This is a genomic window from Agrobacterium sp. K11 (assembly GCF_059429395.1).
This window is the reverse complement of sequence record NZ_JCAHRB010000002.1, coordinates 278212-296224: the sequence shown is the minus strand read 5'-3', so window position 1 is coordinate 296224 and position 18013 is coordinate 278212. Positions and strand designations below refer to the sequence as shown.

The window sequence follows — 18013 nt, the reverse complement described above, 5'->3', positions numbered from 1 at the left end:
AAACTTTCCGCTCTCTTCCCCGCCCGGAATTTTTACCGGGATCTTTTGCAATGCCCTCTTCTGCTGTTGCTCCAGCCATCACCTGCATCCCGGAGGCGCTGCCGAACCGGACAGACATGTGGGCGACGGAATGGCTACCTGCGGAACCTGCGTCGGCTGCTGGCTCTCCACCTGCACGCTGGCCGCGCGCCTGCCGACTACAGCAGGCCTTGCGGGCTGGGCGGGCGCGCCAACGGATGCGGGTGACGGAATACTGACTGCCGCAACCGGCGGTAGGGGCTGCGCCGTTGGCTGAACAGGCGTGACGGGTACGGCAGCACGGCGCACGGGTTGCAATGGTATGCTCGCAGTCACTTCACTGCCGGGCCGCATCGGCACCTCATTGGTCTTCATGGGATAGACCGGATGGCCCGGCCGCCCAAGGTTCTGATCCACCGCCTGCGGCGTGCCATAGGGGTTCCAGCTTTGCGAGGCATAGGTGCCGGTGATCGTGTAATTATACATGACCGTCAGAAGCTGCTCGACGCTTGCCGCCGACTGGCAGAGGCGCAGTCGCACCTTGATACGCCCCAGGTTGCGGAAATCCTGCCGCATGCTTTCGGGTGAGCGGATGTCCTGCCAGCCATAAAGGCAGGTATCGCTGCCTCGGCCCTTGCCGGCCGCATAAGAAAAGGCGCCGTAACCGTTCTGCAGATAATTCGCCGACATGACGATGTTCTCACCCGGAAACTCCGAGCGGATTTCCCGCGCGACGGAGGATGCCTTAAAGCCGGAGAAAGTCAAAGCATCGCGATCAGTGTCGCCGGCTTGCTGCGGACCGAAGAACTCGGCCTTAATGTAGTTCTGTCCGGGCGTAGCGGCTTCGGCGCGCAATACGACCTGCTGTGCCACGGCATTGGAGTAGGTGCGATTGACTACGGTGACGATTTCCGGACCGCCGGGCGGTGGGAAAACCAGTGCTTCGGACGCAGACAACATCTTTGCGCCCCCGAACGACCTGACGCCCGAGGGAGTATTGCAGCCCGAAAGAACTGCAATAGAGAATAGCAATGAAGTAAAGGCAGAAAATTTCACTGCCCCGTGCCCCTTTATTTCCCCAAGCCCTAACAGGTTAAAAGGAGACCGAATCACTAATGACCAGACCATTGTTACGAAATACTGGAGGCAGGCGAATAAGCAATATCAAATTTATATTGTAATTTCTGATGCTTTGTGGCCTCCGAATCGTTTCGGATCCCTTCTTTGCCGGACGAGACGACGGAACCAAATCGCGCTGGTGCGGGTTCGCTCGGCGTGAGGTCGATATTTTTACGGTTGCAGCGCAATATGTCCCATGGTCTACTTGCGTCTATAATGACGTATTTTTATTGATCACTTTTTTCATTCAACTGTAAAAACAGAGAGTTGACGCATGACTGTGCAATTTCCGAGTATCTCGCAGGCGCTTGCCGAAGAGATCGGAACCTTACGGAAATGGCTTGAAGAGGACGCGCTACCGCTGTGGTGGGAGGTGGGCTCCGCCCGTCCGGACGGCGGTTTTTACGAGCGCCTGGGCCAGGATGCGAAACCGGTTTTTTCTGATGACCGCCGCGCCCGCGTGCAGCCTCGTCAGGCCTATTGTTTCGCTGCCGCCGGCCAGAACGGCTGGCAGGGTCCGTGGAAGGATGCGTTGCTGCATGGGCTGAGCTGGTTCGAAAAGGTCTATCGCCTCGATAACGGCCTTTACGGCAACCTCGCCGACCAGACCGGCAAGCTGATCGATCCGTCCTTCGATCTCTACAATCAGGCTTTCGCGCTTTTCGCCGCAGCACAGACGGCCGCAGCCCTTCCCGACCGCAAGGACGAGATGCGTACCCGGGCGCTCGAGATCCTCGCCGTCCTCAATCGCGACTACAAACACCCCGTCGCCGGCTTTGAGGAAGCGAACCCGCCGCGCACGCCGCTGTGCTCCAATCCGCATATGCATCTTTTCGAGGCGATGCTTGCCTGGGAAGTGCTGGACCCCGAAGGTCCATGGACCGCGCTGGCCGACGAGATCGCCGGCCTTGCACTCACCCGCTTCATCGATGGCACCAATGGCGGGCTACGCGAATTCTTCGGCCATGACTGGATGCCGTTTGAAGGTGAGAAGGGCCGCATCATGGAGCCCGGTCACCAGTTCGAATGGGCCTGGCTTCTGGTGCGCTGGGGCAGCCTGCGCAACAATGGCGAGGCAATCGCCAAGGCCAAGCGCATGTTCGAGATCGGCGAAGCGCATGGCATCTGCCCACGCCGCAAGGTCGCGATCATGAGCTTGTACGATGATTTTTCGGTACATGACGGTCTGGCACGGCTCTGGCCGCAGACGGAATGGCTGAAGGCAGCCTTGCGCCTTGCCAGCGTGACCATTGGTGAAGAAAGACAGCGTTATCTTGCCTCGGGCCTGAGGGCCATCGGCGCGCTGCAGCCTTTCCTCGACACACCGGTCAAAGGGCTTTGGTTCGACAAATGGCCGGCCGACAAGCCGATGCTGGACGAACCGGCACCGGCCAGCACTTTCTACCACATCGTCTGCGCCATCTATGAGGCTGAGGCAGTACTCGCCTCCAGCCATTAGAGTCCGGGCGGGCGAGCGGGCCGGGCGTCCGCTCTACCCGCTCCAGCCTCAGTTAAGCCGCGCCGGGCGCACAACGCGCCAGTCGGGCTTGCCGAGATTGTGCGGCCATGGATGCACGTCCTTGTCGTTGAAATAGACGACCTCTTCCAGCTTGGGAAAATCCGCCTGTTTCAGCGTCACGTCGTTCATCCATGGACGGACGTAGGAATCGCCGCCTTCATAACCCAGTTCAGCAACCCAGACCGGTTTATTGAAGGTTTCGACAAGCCCATAGCCCTTGCGCAGGAGATCGGTGAACTTCTGCGGCCCGCCATATTCGATCTTGTCATAGTCCTCGAGACCGAAGACCGAGAGACCGACCAGGTCCGCGTAATTGTCACCAGGATAGTAAGCGCGCAGACCGTCAAGACCTTTCGGCGACCACATCACCTTGACGCCGGGGACCGCCTTGCGGGTCATGTCCACCATGCGTTTGTAGGCCGTGATATAGTCCTGCGGGTTCCAACCCGACCACGAGAAGCGGCCGGATGTGTCTTCCATTTCCTGTCCCCAACGCAGGATCAGCGGGCTCTTCATTGCGGACATGCGTGCGGCGATCGCCTGCATGTTCTTGTCGTAATCGCCTCCCATCACCTTGCGGCGCAACTCGTCGGAGGTGAGCCGCCAGTTGACGTCCCATGACCAGGGTTCGACCGTGATCAGCACGTTACGCTTGCGCTCCAGAGCGTAAGCGTCTGCGAGCGCGAGGCTGTCGAGATCCACGTCCTCCCAGGGCAGGAACAGATGTTCCGTCGCCACCCCGGTCTGGCCGGTGAAATCGCCGTGCGGATCGTAGGCGCCGAAGCGTATACCATCCGCGTGCAATGTCGGACGTTTGTCGGCAAGCGTCTTCATGCCCGTGGAGCCCATGGGCGCGACCCCTTGGGCATCCAGTTTGAATATGGGGTACATGCTGGCTGAAGCAGCAACAGCAGCCCCGCTTGCAAAGAGCAGTCTTCTTCTTGTTATTTGCATGACACTTTCCTCCTACCTCGTCGCAGTCATCGCCTTGCCATAGGCGGCGATTTGCGGGGTGACGTCGTCCTTGCGGACAAGTTTCAGGAATTCATCTCCGGGCCGTGGCGGATTATGCCGGAAGACGTACCAGGGCCCGCCCTGCTTGCGCTGGTAAAGCACCTGACCGATGCGACCGTGGTCGAAACACGTGTCGGCCTTGCCGTTTCCGGCATCGGTTTTCCAGGTAGCGCGCATGCACAGCGTACCTTTGGCATCGACGGTCCAGCGGCCTTCACCGACGGCCTTCTTGCCTTTCTCTTCAGTCAGGGCGATGAACTTGCGGCCATCGGCGATGAAGCGTCCGCCACCAGTCTCCCATTTCCAGGTCTTGTCGTAATACATATCTACGACTTCGCTGGTCCGGAGCGGTTTCGGCGTCTTCGTGCCGCCAGCGGCGTGGACGGCACTTGGCGCGATCACCGCAAGGCAGAGTACGAAAGCGGAGAACCCGCATTTGCTTATTGTTGTTCTCATCACAGCCTCCTCCTTCTATTGTCCGACCCTATTGTCGGCCAGCATGATTTCTCCGGTTGTCATGACCGGTGGCGGCACCATGGGCTCCGCCTGCATGTTTCGAATTCCGGGCATTCCCGGCAGTACGATGCGCAGTTTCAGACGCACCGATCTCGCTCCCTCCACGCCAGCACCGGCCACGGTGAACCGCGTTTCGGTGAAGCTGACATAGGGTTGCCCGTGCGACAGGGCCTCCAGCCCACCAATCGCATGGGAGCTGAGTTCCGCGGCACTACCTGCCACAAGCAGTAACGAACAGGCGGCAACCGTCGCCCCACCGCGCAATGCCGGCAGCCGTGGCAAGCCGTTTTCCATGGTGTGTCGGACGAGAAGAAAAACCGAAAGGCCCGCGTAGATCGCCACATTGATCGCGGCGAAGACGAAGAAACCTTCCGCAGCGTTTTCACGCGGCGCCAGCACCATTGCGAGAAGGCTTAGTGCCGCCAGAACCATGTAAGGCGCGATTACACGCAGCGGCAGCGGCGGTTTTGCCTGCGTGCCCTTGGGTGTAATGCGAAAGTCGACGAAATCACCACGGATCGTATCGCGTATCGCCGCAAGCACACCCATCAACGACCAGGGCCAGCGCAGGAACAGAAACACGATGGCTTCCCACCCGAAGAGTTTCGCATCATGCGGGCGAAAGGCCCCCGTGGCCCGCCAGAAAAAGGCGAACACGATCATGATGAGCGAAATCGGCAGGAAATGCGCCAGAAACACTGGATAGGAGGCATTGACGAGTACCTGGCCGCTCAACAGTGCAAAAGCGGGAAGCACGAACATCAGTGCCATGAAGCCGGAAAACAGGGGATACCAGAGCTGTGAAAACAGGAACTGGAATTTCAACCGCAAGGGAAGCTTCGGCACGTAATGCCGCGAATATTGCAAGAGGATGGTCATCAGACTGCGTGACCACTGGAATTCCTGCACCACGAGATCGGTAAAAGTCACCGGCCCGTCGCCATGCGCGATTGCGTTGACGGCATGGACGCCGCGCCAGCCGCCCGCATTCATCAAAAGCGTGGTGGAATGGTCCTCGGCAAGCTCGGGTCCCAGACCGCCCACCTCACGCAGGGCTTTGGTGCGCACGGCGTAATGCGAGCCGATACAAAGCGGCGCCCAGCTGTTGTTGTAACCCAGCTGCAGGGCGCCGTGCAGGCTTGCCTCGGCATAAAGCCTGCCACGCGCAGCCCAGCTCTCCTTTGCATTGGCATCGCAGATGCTTGGTGCGGAGACATATCCAACCGCCGGATCGGCGAAAGGACGGATGATTTCACTCAGATAGTCCGGTTCCGGAACGTGATCGGCGTCGAATTGCGCGACGAAATCATAACGCTCATACCCGTAATGATCGTAGAAATAAGCGAGATTGCCTTCCTTGCAACGGGTGCGGCGAGGCCATGTCTTGCGGTGATAATCGACGACACCCCTCCGGGTCGAAACGAAAACACCGTGCGCGCCGCACCATTTCAACGTTTGCGCATCCGGGTCCTCATCCGCAAGCCACACGTCAAATTCCAGGCCCTTCTGCTCCAGCATGGCCTGCAGCGTCTTTTGTACTACGGTAAATGGCTCCGACGGCGCCTTGGTTACAACCATCGCCACCCTGCCCTGCGGCAGAGGAGAGCGCCGGTCGACGACCCTTGCGTTCAGGAAGATGAAGATGAAATAGGACGGCAGAAGCGTGATCCACGCGAGTGTTACCGTAACGATCGTAAAATACGGCCAGTCGATGACCCGATCCCGGTCCAGCCACCAGATCCAGAAATAGGCAAGCGTCACCAGCCAACCGCCAATGCCGAGACGATAGGCCATGCGGTTCCAGCCGGTGAAGACGGGCAGCATTGGCAATTGGCCCGCGACGGGACGCGATGATGGTACGGAAGGGGTAGAGCGAGCTTTCATGACAGCACCTCCAACCCGAAGCCGGGACCAGCCGTGCGGATGATGGTGTCTATATCGGAGCGCTTCGGCGCAAAGCCGAGGGTCGCCCTCGCTCTTTCTATATCAGCGAACAGGGCGGGCGGATCACCGGCGCGCCTTGCGCCGAAATGTACCGGCACTTCCTGTCCCGTGACGCGATGGATCGCGCGGATGATATCCCCGACCGATGTGCCGTGGCCGGAGCCGAGATTGACACGCAGGGTCTCGCCGCCATCGGAAAGATAGTTGACGGCGGCCACATGGGCGTCAGCCAGATCGCTGACATGGATGTAGTCGCGGATACAGGTGCCGTCGCTGGTGTCGTAGTCCTGGCCGAAGACGTCAAGTTGCGGCAGCCGCGAGGCGGCGGCCATCAGTGCCCGGGGGATCAGATGGGTTTCCGGCTCGTGGCGTTCGTAAAGTTCGCCATCCGGGTCGGCACCCGCCGCATTGAAGTAGCGCAGAGCGACGAAACGCATGCCATAGGCGGCAGCGTAATCATCGAGCGCCATTTCGAAAATCAGCTTCGTACGACCGTAGGGATTGACCGGGATCTGCGCCGTTTCCTCGCGGATCGGTAATTGCGGCGGCACGCCATAGGTGGCGCAGCTGGAGGAAAATACCAGCCCGCCGATATTCTGGTCGAGACAAGCATCCAGAAGCGCCAGACTGCCGCCGACATTGTTGCGGTAATATTTGCGCGGATCCTCAACGGATTCGCCGACATAGGCATTTGCGGCGCAATGGATGACGAAGGCTGGCGAGAACTCCTTGAGCGTGGCCTTCAAGAGACTACGATCCAGAATGTCGCCTTCAATGAAGGGACCCCAGCGAACTGAATCCGCGTGACCCGTCGAGAGATTATCGTAAGCAATGGGCTTGAAGCCGGAATGCGCCAGCGCCTTGCAGATGTGGCTGCCTATGAATCCGGCCCCGCCCGTGACGAGGATTGTACGGGACATCTCATACGGCCTCCGCAACCTTCTTGCCGGCCAGCAGCGCATCGAAATAGACGATGGTTTTCTCCAGACCGGTTTCGAGCGGTACGCGCGGTTGCCATCTGAGCATTTCCTTGGCACGCGAAATATCGGGACGACGCTGCTGCGGATCATCGATCGCAGCGGGCAGATGCACGATGCGCGAGCGGGAATTCGTCATGCGGATGACGATATCGGCCAGCTGCCGCACCGGAATTTCAGTCGGGTTGCCGAGATTGATCGGTCCGGTGCAATCCTTCGGCTTAGCTGAAAAACGCAGGAACCCGTCGATCAGATCATCGACGTAGCAGAAGGAGCGCGTCTGGCTGCCGTCGCCATAAATGGTGATGTCCGAACCCTTCAGCGCCTGGACGATGAAGTTGGAGACCACCCGCCCGTCATCGGGGCGCATGCGCGGCCCATAGGTGTTGAAGATGCGCCCAACCTTGATATCGACGCCATAAAAGCGGTGATAATCGAAAAAAAGCGTTTCGGCGCTGCGCTTGCCCTCATCGTAGCAGGCTCGCGGCCCGATTGTATTTACGTTGCCGAAATAGCTTTCCGGCTGCGGATTGACGAGCGGGTCGCCATAGACTTCCGATGTCGAGGATTGCACCACGGTTGCACCGCATCTGCGAGCGACTTCGAGAACGTTGACCGCGCCAAGCACATTGGTAAGCAGGGTGCCGACTGGATCACGCTGGTAGTCCGGCGGCGAGGCCGGCGACGCGAAGTTGAAGATCAGCGAGACGTCGATGTCATAGGGCTTGCGGACATCATGCTCGACCATCAAAAACCGCTTGTTGGCTTGCAAATGCTCAACATTCACGGTCCGTCCAGTCGAAAGATCGTCGAGACAGATCACCTCATGACCGCAAGCCAACAGACGTTCGCAAAGATGGGAGCCAAGGAAACCAGCCCCGCCGTTGACCAGAACGCGCTGGCCTGGCCGCCACTCGGAATAGATTGTAGCGCCGTTGTCATGGTCGTTGGGAACGAAATTACGCATTACACACTCCTCCCAATGAGGAACCAGCCCGGCTGATTCGACTTGAACTAGATCAAACTCCAGATTGCAGGATATTTCGAATGTCACCTCCGGTTTTTATTTCTTCTGGAGGTTTTAATATTTGGATTCGGTATATTTCAACTTTTATGATAGGCGCGTCATAAAACAGGTCAACTTTATTTTATCGAAATATTACAATTGATTACCCCGAATTACTCGTATTAATCACTCGATTTAATACTTTTTAACTACGCCTCCATTATGCCTTTCTTATTGAGCATTAGCGCAAGCTTCGCTCAACCAGTCGGGACTATTCTGGTTTTGTAAGGCTCGGTCCACCGGGGCAAAACCACCCGGCGAGATGCGACAGCTAGTCGATTTCAGGGGACATACATCATGAATGAAATGCCTTATTCCCATAACAGCAAAGCGGCCCGCCGCTGTCGTTTTGCACTTGTTGCCGCCGCACTTGCGACGTTCACTTTCGCTACGGCCTCGTGCTCCGTCGTTGAAGATGCCGTTCTGATCAAGACCGCATCTGCTAATACGGCGACGATCAAGAGCCGGGTTGCTCCAGCCAAGGCGTCCTACGGCTATGACAAGACAGGCAACGCAGCCGTCACGCTTGTTGCCGATACTTACGAGACACCGACGATATCGCCGCGGCATTCCTATTCCGGTTCTTCTCCCTATATCTGCTCACCGAGCGGATTTGGTCAGAAGTCCCGCTGCTTCCTGAGGCCCTAAGCCTCAGGCATAACCTCTGCTTGAAACTGGCGTCCTTGCGGCATCGGGCCGCCAGATGTTCAGTTTCTCCAGCCGGAGATAGCCGCGTCGTCGTCCTTGTGAAAAAAGCGCGACGCTGCCTCCGTTCGGTTGCGCACATTCATCTTCTTGTAGATGTTGCGAACGTGCACCTTCACGGTATTCTCGGACAGGTGAAGCCGGTCGGCGATGATCTTGTTTTGCGTTCCCTTGCAAAGCAGGTCGAGGATCTGCACCTCGCGCGTCGTCAGCGCCGCCATTTCACTCTTGCTGACGGCAAGAGCGTCGGCGCGGTTGGCGATCACGGCGTTGCTTTGAACGCTTTTGCCGTTCACGGCCTGGGAATAGGGGGTGAGCTTGCCGAGAAGGGCAGCGGGAAAATGCTCCCCGCCCTTCATGAGGAGATCAACCGCCGCCATGAAAACGTCGAGCCGCAGATTAAGCGGCAGCACGCCATCGATGATACGCATCCCCACCAGTTGCTTCAGCGGCTCCTCAAACTTGTCGATGGTTTCGACGACAAGTGCAATTGGGGCATCCGGATGCTTTTCGCGGACTGCCGAAAGAACGCTATGAAGCCGCTCGCCCGACATACGGTACGGCAGGACCAGCCGGACATCGGCGCCATAGTCATCGTCGATCGTTGCCGACGACATAACGCTCATCACAGCGAATGTAGGGAACTTTTTGCCCAGCGCCTCCACGAGGCACTCGGAAAACAGGTCCGGATCCGCGATGATCAATAAAGTCCCATTTATAGGCGCAACGGCTCCACTTTGTTTTGCCGCATAATCTGAAGTTCCCATGAACATCGACGTCTCCCCTAAAGCGCTACGCATTACGTTCTTTTTGGTTGTGTGCTCTGTCATTCGCCGGGATACCCCTAGAAACAAATGGGGCAACTCCCGCTTCACGCCATGTCAACTATCATTAATTACCCGTTAATTAAGGAGGCTAATACGAAAAGCTGTGCAAAGAAATGGCCCAAATGGGTTATTTCTTGCAATTGACGTACAAAATTGGTTACGCCCGTAATGAATCGTTGAGCCCGGAACCAGTGTAAAAACAAACACATCGGAAAAGCTTTCGCTCCGGTTTTGCAATCCGGGAAAATATAACTTTTGGTTGATATCCCTTTACATACCTGCCCGGCAAAGGAGCTTCCGGAATGTGCCATTTCGGGATAGGGACCCTTCTCACCGCCATTGACTACATTTTTAGAAAAAGCAGCTTTTCCCGGCCTGAGCGCGATTATTTGCGTCTGAACCGGCGGCAAATCTCCATGCGACCGCCTTCCGACATATATATTGGTGGTAAGGGTGCCGATATGTTTAGCCCGAATTGATAGCTAGGAAGCGCGATTTTTCTGCTGCACAGTCTGACCGTCGCTGCAAACAGTGACCGATGGAAAGACAACCCTGGCCTTTGACGTGTGTTTGCAAACGCCGGTTCCTTTTCAAGACATAACGAAAGCAAAAAGACGAAGCCACCGCGCTCCCAACGGAGCGAGGAACGGATTTGTGCGCCTTAATACCGAGTAGCGCACAAGGGCTGAACGAGAAGAGCCCGGTTACGGGCCGATGCCAAGCCGCAGATGAGACGTACCGAGTGCATCTGCAGAACATCAATCTTTGTGCAACGCGGAGCAAGCGCGAAAAAATCCCGTTTTAGATGAGAGGGATTTCGAAAGCTGCTCCGAGCTTTTTCGGAGGAAATCGACATGGGTTACAATCCACAGCCTGCGGGCGACGACATCACCAAGATTGGCGCGCTTTCGGAGGGTTTCGCCAACACCTCGACCAATGACGCAAAGGTGGACGACAGCAACGTCGGCACCGCAAACGGTGAAAACCGCAACAACGACAACAGCGACAACAGCACCAATGTGGATGTTGACGCCAAAATCGACGTTGCAGTGGGCAACGGCGACAATCGCGACAACGACTATGACTGGAGCTATGACAGCAAGTCTTACAGCGACAACGATACGACCGTAAAGACGAGCACCGAAACCAGCACCGAAATCAAGACCGATTACGACTGGAGCTATGAAAGCAAGTCGTACAGCGACAACGACACCAACGTGAAGACGGTCACGGATACGGACACCAAGACCTTCTCCTATTCCGACGACGACACGACAACAACAACAACGACGACTTCCGACAGCTTCAACTCCGCTGACAGTTTCTACAAGTCGGATGACGACTTCGGCAACATCGCCGGCGTCAAGGATGTCGGCAATCTCGGCATCGCTGGCGGAGACCTCACCTTTAACCTCGGTGACGACTTCTCCTTCACACTTGATGTCGACAATATCCTCAACAGCTCGCTCAACGGCGAAGGCAACGACACGGGCTTCAGCCTTGTGCAGGCCAACCACCTGGCGGATCAGGATCAGGCCTGGGATGTCAGGATGGACAATGGTGGTGCCCAGAACCACCTGAGCGCGAATGCCGGCGACGCCTTTGGCGCAGAAGGCATGGACGGCAAGGGATGGGACCTCAAGGCTGGCGACGACGCTGCGGGTACCAGCACTGCAGATGCATCGGCTATCCTTGCAAACTCCGGCTTCCATCTGGAACTGGTGCAGGGCGCCAACATGCTCTCCAATGCCGTTGATGTCTCGGTCACAGGCGGTAACTCGCATGTTTCTGATACCGGCGAGGACAGCGGCTCCTGACGAGTACCTCTCTATGAAAAAAGCTGCACCGGCATTCGCCGGTGCAGTTTGCGGTTGAAGGACCGGGTTTGCGCGAAGACGAAGCACCGCCTCTTGGACGTGTGCCGCCCGCCGCCCAGGCTCTGCCGCGATGATCAGGGAGGGACCTGCAATGCAAATCGACAGAATTTCAGACATGATTGCGCATTTCATCGGCCTGTTCGACACGGTGATCGAGGAAGCGCGTCTAAGAAGCAACTATGCCGAAGGCACGGCACACGCGAACAAAGACCGGTTGTCGGATGATGACGCGGCAAGACTGCTAGACAAGACCTACGACTTGCAGCTTCAGGATTACGATCCCGGCGTTAAATATCGCGCCGGCTATTACGACTTCGACTATCTGCAACCGCATTTCGCTCGCATGGTCGAACACGACATGCAGCAGCTTGCAAATGCGATACCGGTCGATATGTCAGCCGCGCATTTCCGTTTTCCGGGCAGTGTCTCCTTTGAGCAAGAACGCGAACTGGTGGTGCACACCGGCCCTGGCTCGGTTATCGCGCATGTCACGCAGGTCAACATTCTTCAGGACGACGACTATCTGAACATGACGGACGGCCCAAATGTGGCGCGCGACACCAGTTTCGTGACCCAGCGCACCGTCGAGTTCCATAACGAAGCAGCCGTCTTCACGCCCTTTTCCGTTTTCCAGCGCACCGACAGCTACGACGCGTTGCAGGCGCTCGCCAAATCAGCACATGATTATATCGACCATGCGCGCGAAAATGACGTGACGTCCCTTGGAACCGGCGCGGAACAGGATTTCGTTCTCGCCGGCAATGACATCAACGGCCTCTACATCAATGGCTCCATGGCAAGCGAAAAGCCAATGCTCGACGACTTCATGCCGGATCGTGGCATTGCCAAGCCCGCTGAAGAGCCTGAAAAGAGCGATGTTTCGCTGCATGAGGATAGCCCCGCCGGAAACAGCCTCGATGTGGCTGCCGGCGCAAATGTCGTCGCCAACATAGCAACGCTGGTCAATACTGCCGTCATGGCCTCAGTCACCACCGTCATGGGCGATTATCACCAGATCGATGCAATCACCCAGGCCTATGTCTATAGCGACCGCGATGAGGTCGATTCCGTTTTCACGCAGTCCGAAGACCATGACGCAACCGCCGCCTACAATATTGCGACCTTCTCACGCAGTGTCTATCCGGGTGCAGAAAGCGCCGATAGCAGCCACGATAGTGGTGAACCGCCAATATTTCCCACTGCCTGGCGTGTCAGCGTCCTCGAGGGAGACGTGTCTTTCGTCCACTGGATCGAGCAGTACCAGTTCATCAGCGACAACGACACACTGACGGTTACCTCTTCGGGTGCCAGCGTCAGCTTGCTGAGCGGTGGCAACGCTGCCCTCAACATCGCCAATTTCCTCGGCATCGGCATGCAGTACGATCTGGTCATCGTCGGCGGCAATGTGCTGGACATGAACCTCATCAGCCAGATCGCCGTGCTTTACGACAATGACTGGATCCGCGCCAACCCCGACGCGCCTGAGGGCGCCACCGTTCAGTCCGGCAACAACCTGTTGTGGAACGACGCCAGCATCCACAATGTCGGTGGCAACGACCGTTTCGAAACCATGCCGGACTATATGGCGCAGACGGTGAAAGCGATTAACGAGCGTGATCCGAACATGCCGGACGCGCTTGCCCACGATGCCAATTTTGCGGGCTATCAGGGGATCAACGTCCTTTACATCACTGGCAATCTTTATGACGTCAGCATCATCAAACAGGTGAGCGTGCTGGGCGATTCCGACTATGTGACGCAGGCAGCCGCAAAGATTCTGGAAAACAACGAGAACGTCACGATCCATATCGATACCGGCAGCAACGCCGTCATCAATCTCGCGCAGATTATCGATTACGACAGCTTCGGTTCCACCACCTACGTCGCAGGCGGGCTTTATTCGGATGCTATCCTTATACAGGGCGGCATCATCGAAAATGATGCGTCGCAACCGGGTCACCAAGGCCAGCAGCTGGCAAACGAAGTGATCGCGTTTCTGCACGACGATCCCGCCACCATTCAGAATGAATCCGATGGCGTCATCAACGCCGGTCACGACATGTCGTGGTCGAGCGCGCATTCATCCGACGTCATGCAGGCGGTCACTGCATAGGTTTTGACAGGCGGGGAGAAACACCCGCCGCCAAAGCCGCAGAAACCGCGAGATCACCGAGGGGATTAATAAAAAAATGGATCATATTTCAAGAAAAACCATTACCGCCGGGCACTCGCTGGACTTGCCGCTGGATCAGGATGCGGAAGACAGCAAGCTGACTGATGCCTGCATTTCGGCCATAAACGAGGCCGTCGAAAACCTGCGTCACCTGTCCGGCGCGGAACCGACCGTGAAAGCAGCCTCGCCCTCCCCTGAGATCACACCGCCCCGGCCCCTTCCACAACATTCCCCATACGCCGAACAACCGCAAATGCGTGACGTTCCGCAGGAAAGGCCAGTGCCGCCGCAGCAAGACCGGCGCCCCGCCTCACCGCCGGAGCCGGAAGCAAAGGTGGACAATACCGAGCTGAAAAGCGCACCCGACCTGCCCTTCGTCAAGACCATCGACAATAATGACGGGCCTATCCGTGAAAACGAGCGCCGTCCGGTGACGGGCGGCGGCGGCAACGGCAAGGAGCCGACGGAGAATGGCGGCGGTGGCGGAGGCGGCGGCGGAAGCCAGAGCGGCTTCCACAAGCGCAGTGAACCCGTCAATTTCGCCGCCAGCCTCGCCAAGGGCATCGCCGCGATACGGCGCAACATGGCGATCGTGATGCTGTTCACCATCGCCATCAACGTTCTGCTGCTTGCCATCCCGCTCTATCTGTTTCAAATCTCGGACCGGGTCCTGACAAGCCGCTCCATGGATACACTCGTCATGCTGACGGTCGCCGTTCTCGGCGCGGTTCTGTTGCAAGCCTTCATGGACGCCATCCGGCGCTTCATCCTGATGCGCACCGCTGTCGAGCTTGAAGTGCAGCTTGGAGCGCCGATCCTGTCGGCAGCGGCCCGTGCCTCCCTGCATGGCAGCGGCAAGGACTACCAGATTCTGCAGGACCTGCAGCAGCTGCGTTCCTTCATTACCTCCGGCACCCTGATCGCCTTTCTCGATGCGCCGTTGATGCCCCTCTTCATCGTGGTGGTTTATCTTGTACATCCGCATCTCGGCATCATCATCATGGTCTGCTGCGCGGTGCTGTTCATCATAGCCTGGCTGAACCAGCGCTTCACCGCCAGACAGTTCGCGGAAGCCTCCGGTTATCTGAGCCGCGCCAATTTCCATCTCGATTCCATGTCGCGCAACTCGCAGATCATCAATGCCATGGCGATGATCCCAGAGGCCGTGAAGATGTGGGGTCGTGAAACAGCCGGATCACTGAAGTCGCATGTGGCGGCGCAGGATCGCAACATCATGTTCTCAGGTGTTTCCAAAGCAGCCCGCATGATCACGCAGGTCGCACTGCTGGGTTGGGGCGCGCATCTGTCTCTCGCAGGCGAACTGACCGGCGGCATGGTGATCGCAGCATCCATCATTTCCGGCCGCGCGCTGGCGCCCATCGAAGGGGCGATCGAGGGTTGGCATCAGTTCAACAAATCTGCAGCCTCCTATAGCCGTATCAAGCAGCTTCTCATCACCTCACCGCTCAATTTCCCGCGTCTGCGCCTGCCCAATCCGGAAGGGCGTCTGGATGTGGAACGTATCCTTTTCGTGCCGCCGCCGCAGAAGAAGGTGATCTTGAACGGCATTTCCTTTTCGCTGAAGAAAGGTGAATCCCTCGCCATCATCGGCAATTCCGGTTCCGGCAAGACGACGCTTGGCAAGATGCTGGTCGGCTCCATCCTTCCCACTTCCGGCAATGTCCGCCTTGACCTCATGGACCTGCGCAACTGGGACCAGCGGCAATTCGGTGAAAGCATCGGTTATCTGCCCCAGGACGTGCAGCTGTTTCCCGGCACCATCAAGGCCAATATCTGTCGCATGCGTGACGATGTTGAAGACCGGCAGATCTACGAGGCGGCTGTGCTCGCTGACGTACACGAGCTGATCGCCGGTTTCCCGCAGGGTTACGAAACCGTGGTTGCCGCCGATGGCGCACCGCTTTCGGGCGGCCAGAAGCAGCGCATCGCGCTTGCCCGCGCCTTCTTCGGTGATCCCAAATTCGTGGTTCTGGACGAACCAAACTCCAACCTTGATACGCAGGGCGAACAGGCGTTGGCAAAAGCCATTCTGCACGCCAAGAAACAGGGCATCACCACCGTCACCATCACCCAGCGACCCGCACTTCTTCAGTGCGTCGACAAGATAATGGTGCTGAAGGACGGATCGGTCGCCATGTTCGGCGAACGGATGGACGTACTGAAGGCTATTTCCGGCAATGGCCGGCAAAGTAGCCAGTCTCCGCAGATCGAGGGTTGAGGATCGTCATGTTCAAGAAAAAAACCGCCGTCGCCGTCGCAGAGGTAAAACCCCAGGGCCAGCTTGAGTGGTACAGCGAAGTGCCACGTTCCATTCGCCTCCACAGTTCAATCGGTCTTGCCGTGCTGCTCGCCTCCTTCGGCGGCTTCGGGTACTGGGCCGGCACCGCACCGCTCTCCGCCGCCATCATAGCCCAGGGCAGCTTTGTCGCCACAGGCAACAACAAGGTCGTGCAGCATCTGGAGGGCGGCATCATCAAGGAAATGATGGTCAGCGAAGGCGACACCGTCAAGGAAGGCGACGTGCTTCTGACGCTCGACAAGACGACGGCGCTCGCCAACGAGCGCATGTTCCAGCTGAGACGCCTTCGCCTCGAAACCATCGTCACGCGCCTGCGCGCCGAGGCGCAGGGCCAAAAAAGCTTCAAGGTGCCTGACATCGTCATGAAGGAAGCCAGCGATCCTGATATCAAATCCATCATCCAGAGCCAGAACATCGTGTTCCACAGCAAGATCGTGAAGCTCGACGAGCAACTGAATCTCATCGAAAAGAACATCAAGTCGCTGGAGTTTCGTTATGCAGGCTATGAGGGGCAGAAGCAGTCCTTCGACCGTCAACTGGCACTTCTGACCCAGGAGCGTGATTCCAAGGAAAGGCTTGCCAAGGACGGTGTCATCCGCAAGACCGACATGCTGGCGCTGGAGCGCGCCATTGCCGATGCCATGGGCGATATCGCCCGACTGACCGGCGAGATGAACCAGAGCGAGGCTGAAATCGCCAAGTTCAAGCAGGAAGCGGTCATTGCCATCAACGCCAACAAGCAGGCTGCTCTCGACGCGCTCGAAACCGCAGAAGCCGATCTGGACAGCGTGCGCGAGCAAGTGCGCGGTGCCGCCGAAGTGCTGGAACGCACCGTCATCCGCTCCCCCGTCAACGGTACCGTGGTGCGCGCCTATTACCACACGGCAGGCGGCGTCATCACCACCGGCAAGCCAATCATGGAAATCCTGCCCGCCCACGTTCCCCTGATCCTTGAGGCGCAGGTTCTGAGAACCTCCATCGACCAGTTGCATGAAGGCCAGACGGCAGCGATCCGCCTTTCGGCACTGAACCGCCGCACCACGCCTGTTCTGAACGGTAAGGTCTTTTACGTCTCCGCCGATAGCATCGAGGAAAATGCAGGCCTGCAGGTTAAGGACGTCTATATCGTGCGCGTGCAGGTTTCAGACGAGGAGATCGCGAAGGTCCATAATTTCCATCCCGTTCCCGGCATGCCGGCGGATGTCCTGATCCAGACTTCGGAGCGAACCTTCTTCGAATATCTGACCAAGCCTATCTCCGAGAGCATGTCCCGAGCATTCAAGGAAAGATGAAGAAATACCGCTTTTCCAGGAAGGTTGGACGGCGGTTTTGCGTCTGGAAAATGCGGAACGCAGAAGGACCTACACTGTCAATCCCGTCCAGATCGGCATAGAATGCCAGTATATGTCTGGTGGGGCGGGAGAACAGCATGGCGGCAATGTCGGATATATTGCTGATGGTCGGCAGGCTGAATTACGTGTGGACCAACACCGAAAGCCTGATGATCTATCTGATCGTCCATCTCCTGAAAGTGGAGAAGGAAGCGGCCATCGTCGTGTTTCTGACGCTCAACACCACGCGCGCGCGCATGGATCTCATCGAGCGTCTGGCAAAACTTCCCTCAACGCCAGCGCCGGATCGCAAGACCATTCTCTCCATCATGGCGCGGCTCAAGAAAGAATCGAAAACGCGCAACAAATACAATCATTGCATCTACTCCTTCGACGAAAAGGGCGAAATTGCCACCACTCAGCTCATGCGACTGGTGGAGGACGAAACCCAGGTCCGTTACGGCAAGGTAGAACGCATGGACGAGAAAGAAATCGAACACCTCGAAAAATCCATCGCCGACATCGTCTCTGTCAGCAAGGACATGTGGAGTTTCATCCACGCCAGCCCGCACGTCTCATCGGATTACCTCTAGGATCGGGCAGAGCG

The 18013-nt window shown here is 57.6% G+C and carries 14 protein-coding genes; 7 read left to right on the top strand and 7 right to left on the bottom strand.

Annotated features, from left to right (window positions below; all coding sequences use genetic code 11):
* Positions 1 to 78: 78 nt before the first annotated feature.
* Entirely contained in the window at positions 79 to 978 is a 900-nt protein-coding gene (gene bcsN, locus AC5SEO_RS03035) for a cellulose biosynthesis protein BcsN (protein WP_035199452.1), read from the bottom strand.
* A gap of 433 nt (positions 979 to 1411) precedes the next feature.
* Here bcsN and AC5SEO_RS03030 point away from each other — a divergent pair, with 433 nt between their 5' ends.
* The gene (locus tag AC5SEO_RS03030; RefSeq protein WP_495363719.1) at positions 1412 to 2596 is read left to right on the top strand and encodes an AGE family epimerase/isomerase; all 1185 of its coding nucleotides are present in this window, start codon (positions 1412 to 1414) and stop codon (positions 2594 to 2596) included.
* Positions 2597 to 2644: 48 nt separating this feature from the next.
* On the opposite strand, the gene AC5SEO_RS03025 is transcribed toward AC5SEO_RS03030, so the two are convergent.
* The 5 genes from AC5SEO_RS03025 to AC5SEO_RS03005 are packed head-to-tail and all read right to left on the bottom strand — an operon-like array spanning position 2645 to position 8074.
* On the bottom strand, positions 2645 to 3610 hold the full coding sequence (locus AC5SEO_RS03025) for a glycoside hydrolase family 26 protein (protein ID WP_003510877.1): 966 nt from the start codon (positions 3608 to 3610) through the stop codon (positions 2645 to 2647).
* Positions 3611 to 3622: 12 nt separating this feature from the next.
* A complete protein-coding gene (locus tag AC5SEO_RS03020) occupies positions 3623 to 4126 on the bottom strand; it encodes a DUF995 domain-containing protein (RefSeq protein WP_003510879.1) in 504 nt (167 codons plus the stop codon).
* Between the two features lie 15 nt (positions 4127 to 4141).
* Positions 4142 to 6070: a glycosyltransferase family 2 protein gene (locus AC5SEO_RS03015; RefSeq protein ID WP_025595678.1), complete on the bottom strand. Its 1929-nt coding sequence runs from the start codon at positions 6068 to 6070 to the stop codon at positions 4142 to 4144.
* Positions 6067 to 7050 carry a UDP-glucose 4-epimerase GalE gene (galE, locus tag AC5SEO_RS03010; RefSeq protein WP_013761570.1) on the bottom strand — a complete coding sequence of 328 codons (984 nt, stop codon included), beginning with the start codon at positions 7048 to 7050 and terminating at the stop codon, positions 6067 to 6069. Before galE ends, AC5SEO_RS03015 begins: the two co-directional genes overlap by 4 nt.
* Position 7051: 1 nt before the next feature.
* Positions 7052 to 8074 (bottom strand): UDP-glucuronic acid decarboxylase family protein, encoded by a 1023-nt coding sequence (locus tag AC5SEO_RS03005; protein WP_013761571.1) that lies wholly within the window; start codon positions 8072 to 8074, stop codon positions 7052 to 7054.
* Positions 8075 to 8470: 396 nt separating this feature from the next.
* Here AC5SEO_RS03005 and AC5SEO_RS03000 point away from each other — a divergent pair, with 396 nt between their 5' ends.
* Entirely contained in the window at positions 8471 to 8821 is a 351-nt protein-coding gene (locus tag AC5SEO_RS03000) for a hypothetical protein (protein ID WP_060642287.1), read from the top strand.
* A gap of 59 nt (positions 8822 to 8880) precedes the next feature.
* On the opposite strand, the gene AC5SEO_RS02995 is transcribed toward AC5SEO_RS03000, so the two are convergent.
* Entirely contained in the window at positions 8881 to 9651 is a 771-nt protein-coding gene (locus tag AC5SEO_RS02995) for a helix-turn-helix domain-containing protein (RefSeq protein ID WP_060642288.1), read from the bottom strand.
* A gap of 908 nt (positions 9652 to 10559) precedes the next feature.
* Between AC5SEO_RS02995 and AC5SEO_RS02990 the strand changes: the two genes are divergently transcribed.
* From AC5SEO_RS02990 to AC5SEO_RS02970, 5 genes are all read left to right on the top strand, one after another.
* The gene (locus tag AC5SEO_RS02990) at positions 10560 to 11522 is read left to right on the top strand and encodes a hypothetical protein (RefSeq protein WP_035199459.1); all 963 of its coding nucleotides are present in this window, start codon (positions 10560 to 10562) and stop codon (positions 11520 to 11522) included.
* A 151-nt stretch (positions 11523 to 11673) separates the two neighbouring features.
* Positions 11674 to 13695, top strand: coding sequence for a hypothetical protein (locus AC5SEO_RS02985; RefSeq protein WP_035199460.1), 2022 nt, complete (start codon positions 11674 to 11676; stop codon positions 13693 to 13695).
* A gap of 76 nt (positions 13696 to 13771) precedes the next feature.
* Positions 13772 to 15994 carry a type I secretion system permease/ATPase gene (locus tag AC5SEO_RS02980; protein ID WP_013761577.1) on the top strand — a complete coding sequence of 741 codons (2223 nt, stop codon included), beginning with the start codon at positions 13772 to 13774 and terminating at the stop codon, positions 15992 to 15994.
* 8 nt (positions 15995 to 16002) lie between these two features.
* Positions 16003 to 17367: an HlyD family type I secretion periplasmic adaptor subunit gene (locus tag AC5SEO_RS02975; protein WP_003510897.1), complete on the top strand. Its 1365-nt coding sequence runs from the start codon at positions 16003 to 16005 to the stop codon at positions 17365 to 17367.
* A gap of 137 nt (positions 17368 to 17504) precedes the next feature.
* Entirely contained in the window at positions 17505 to 17999 is a 495-nt protein-coding gene (locus AC5SEO_RS02970) for a hypothetical protein (RefSeq protein ID WP_003510901.1), read from the top strand.
* Positions 18000 to 18013: the final 14 nt, after the last annotated feature.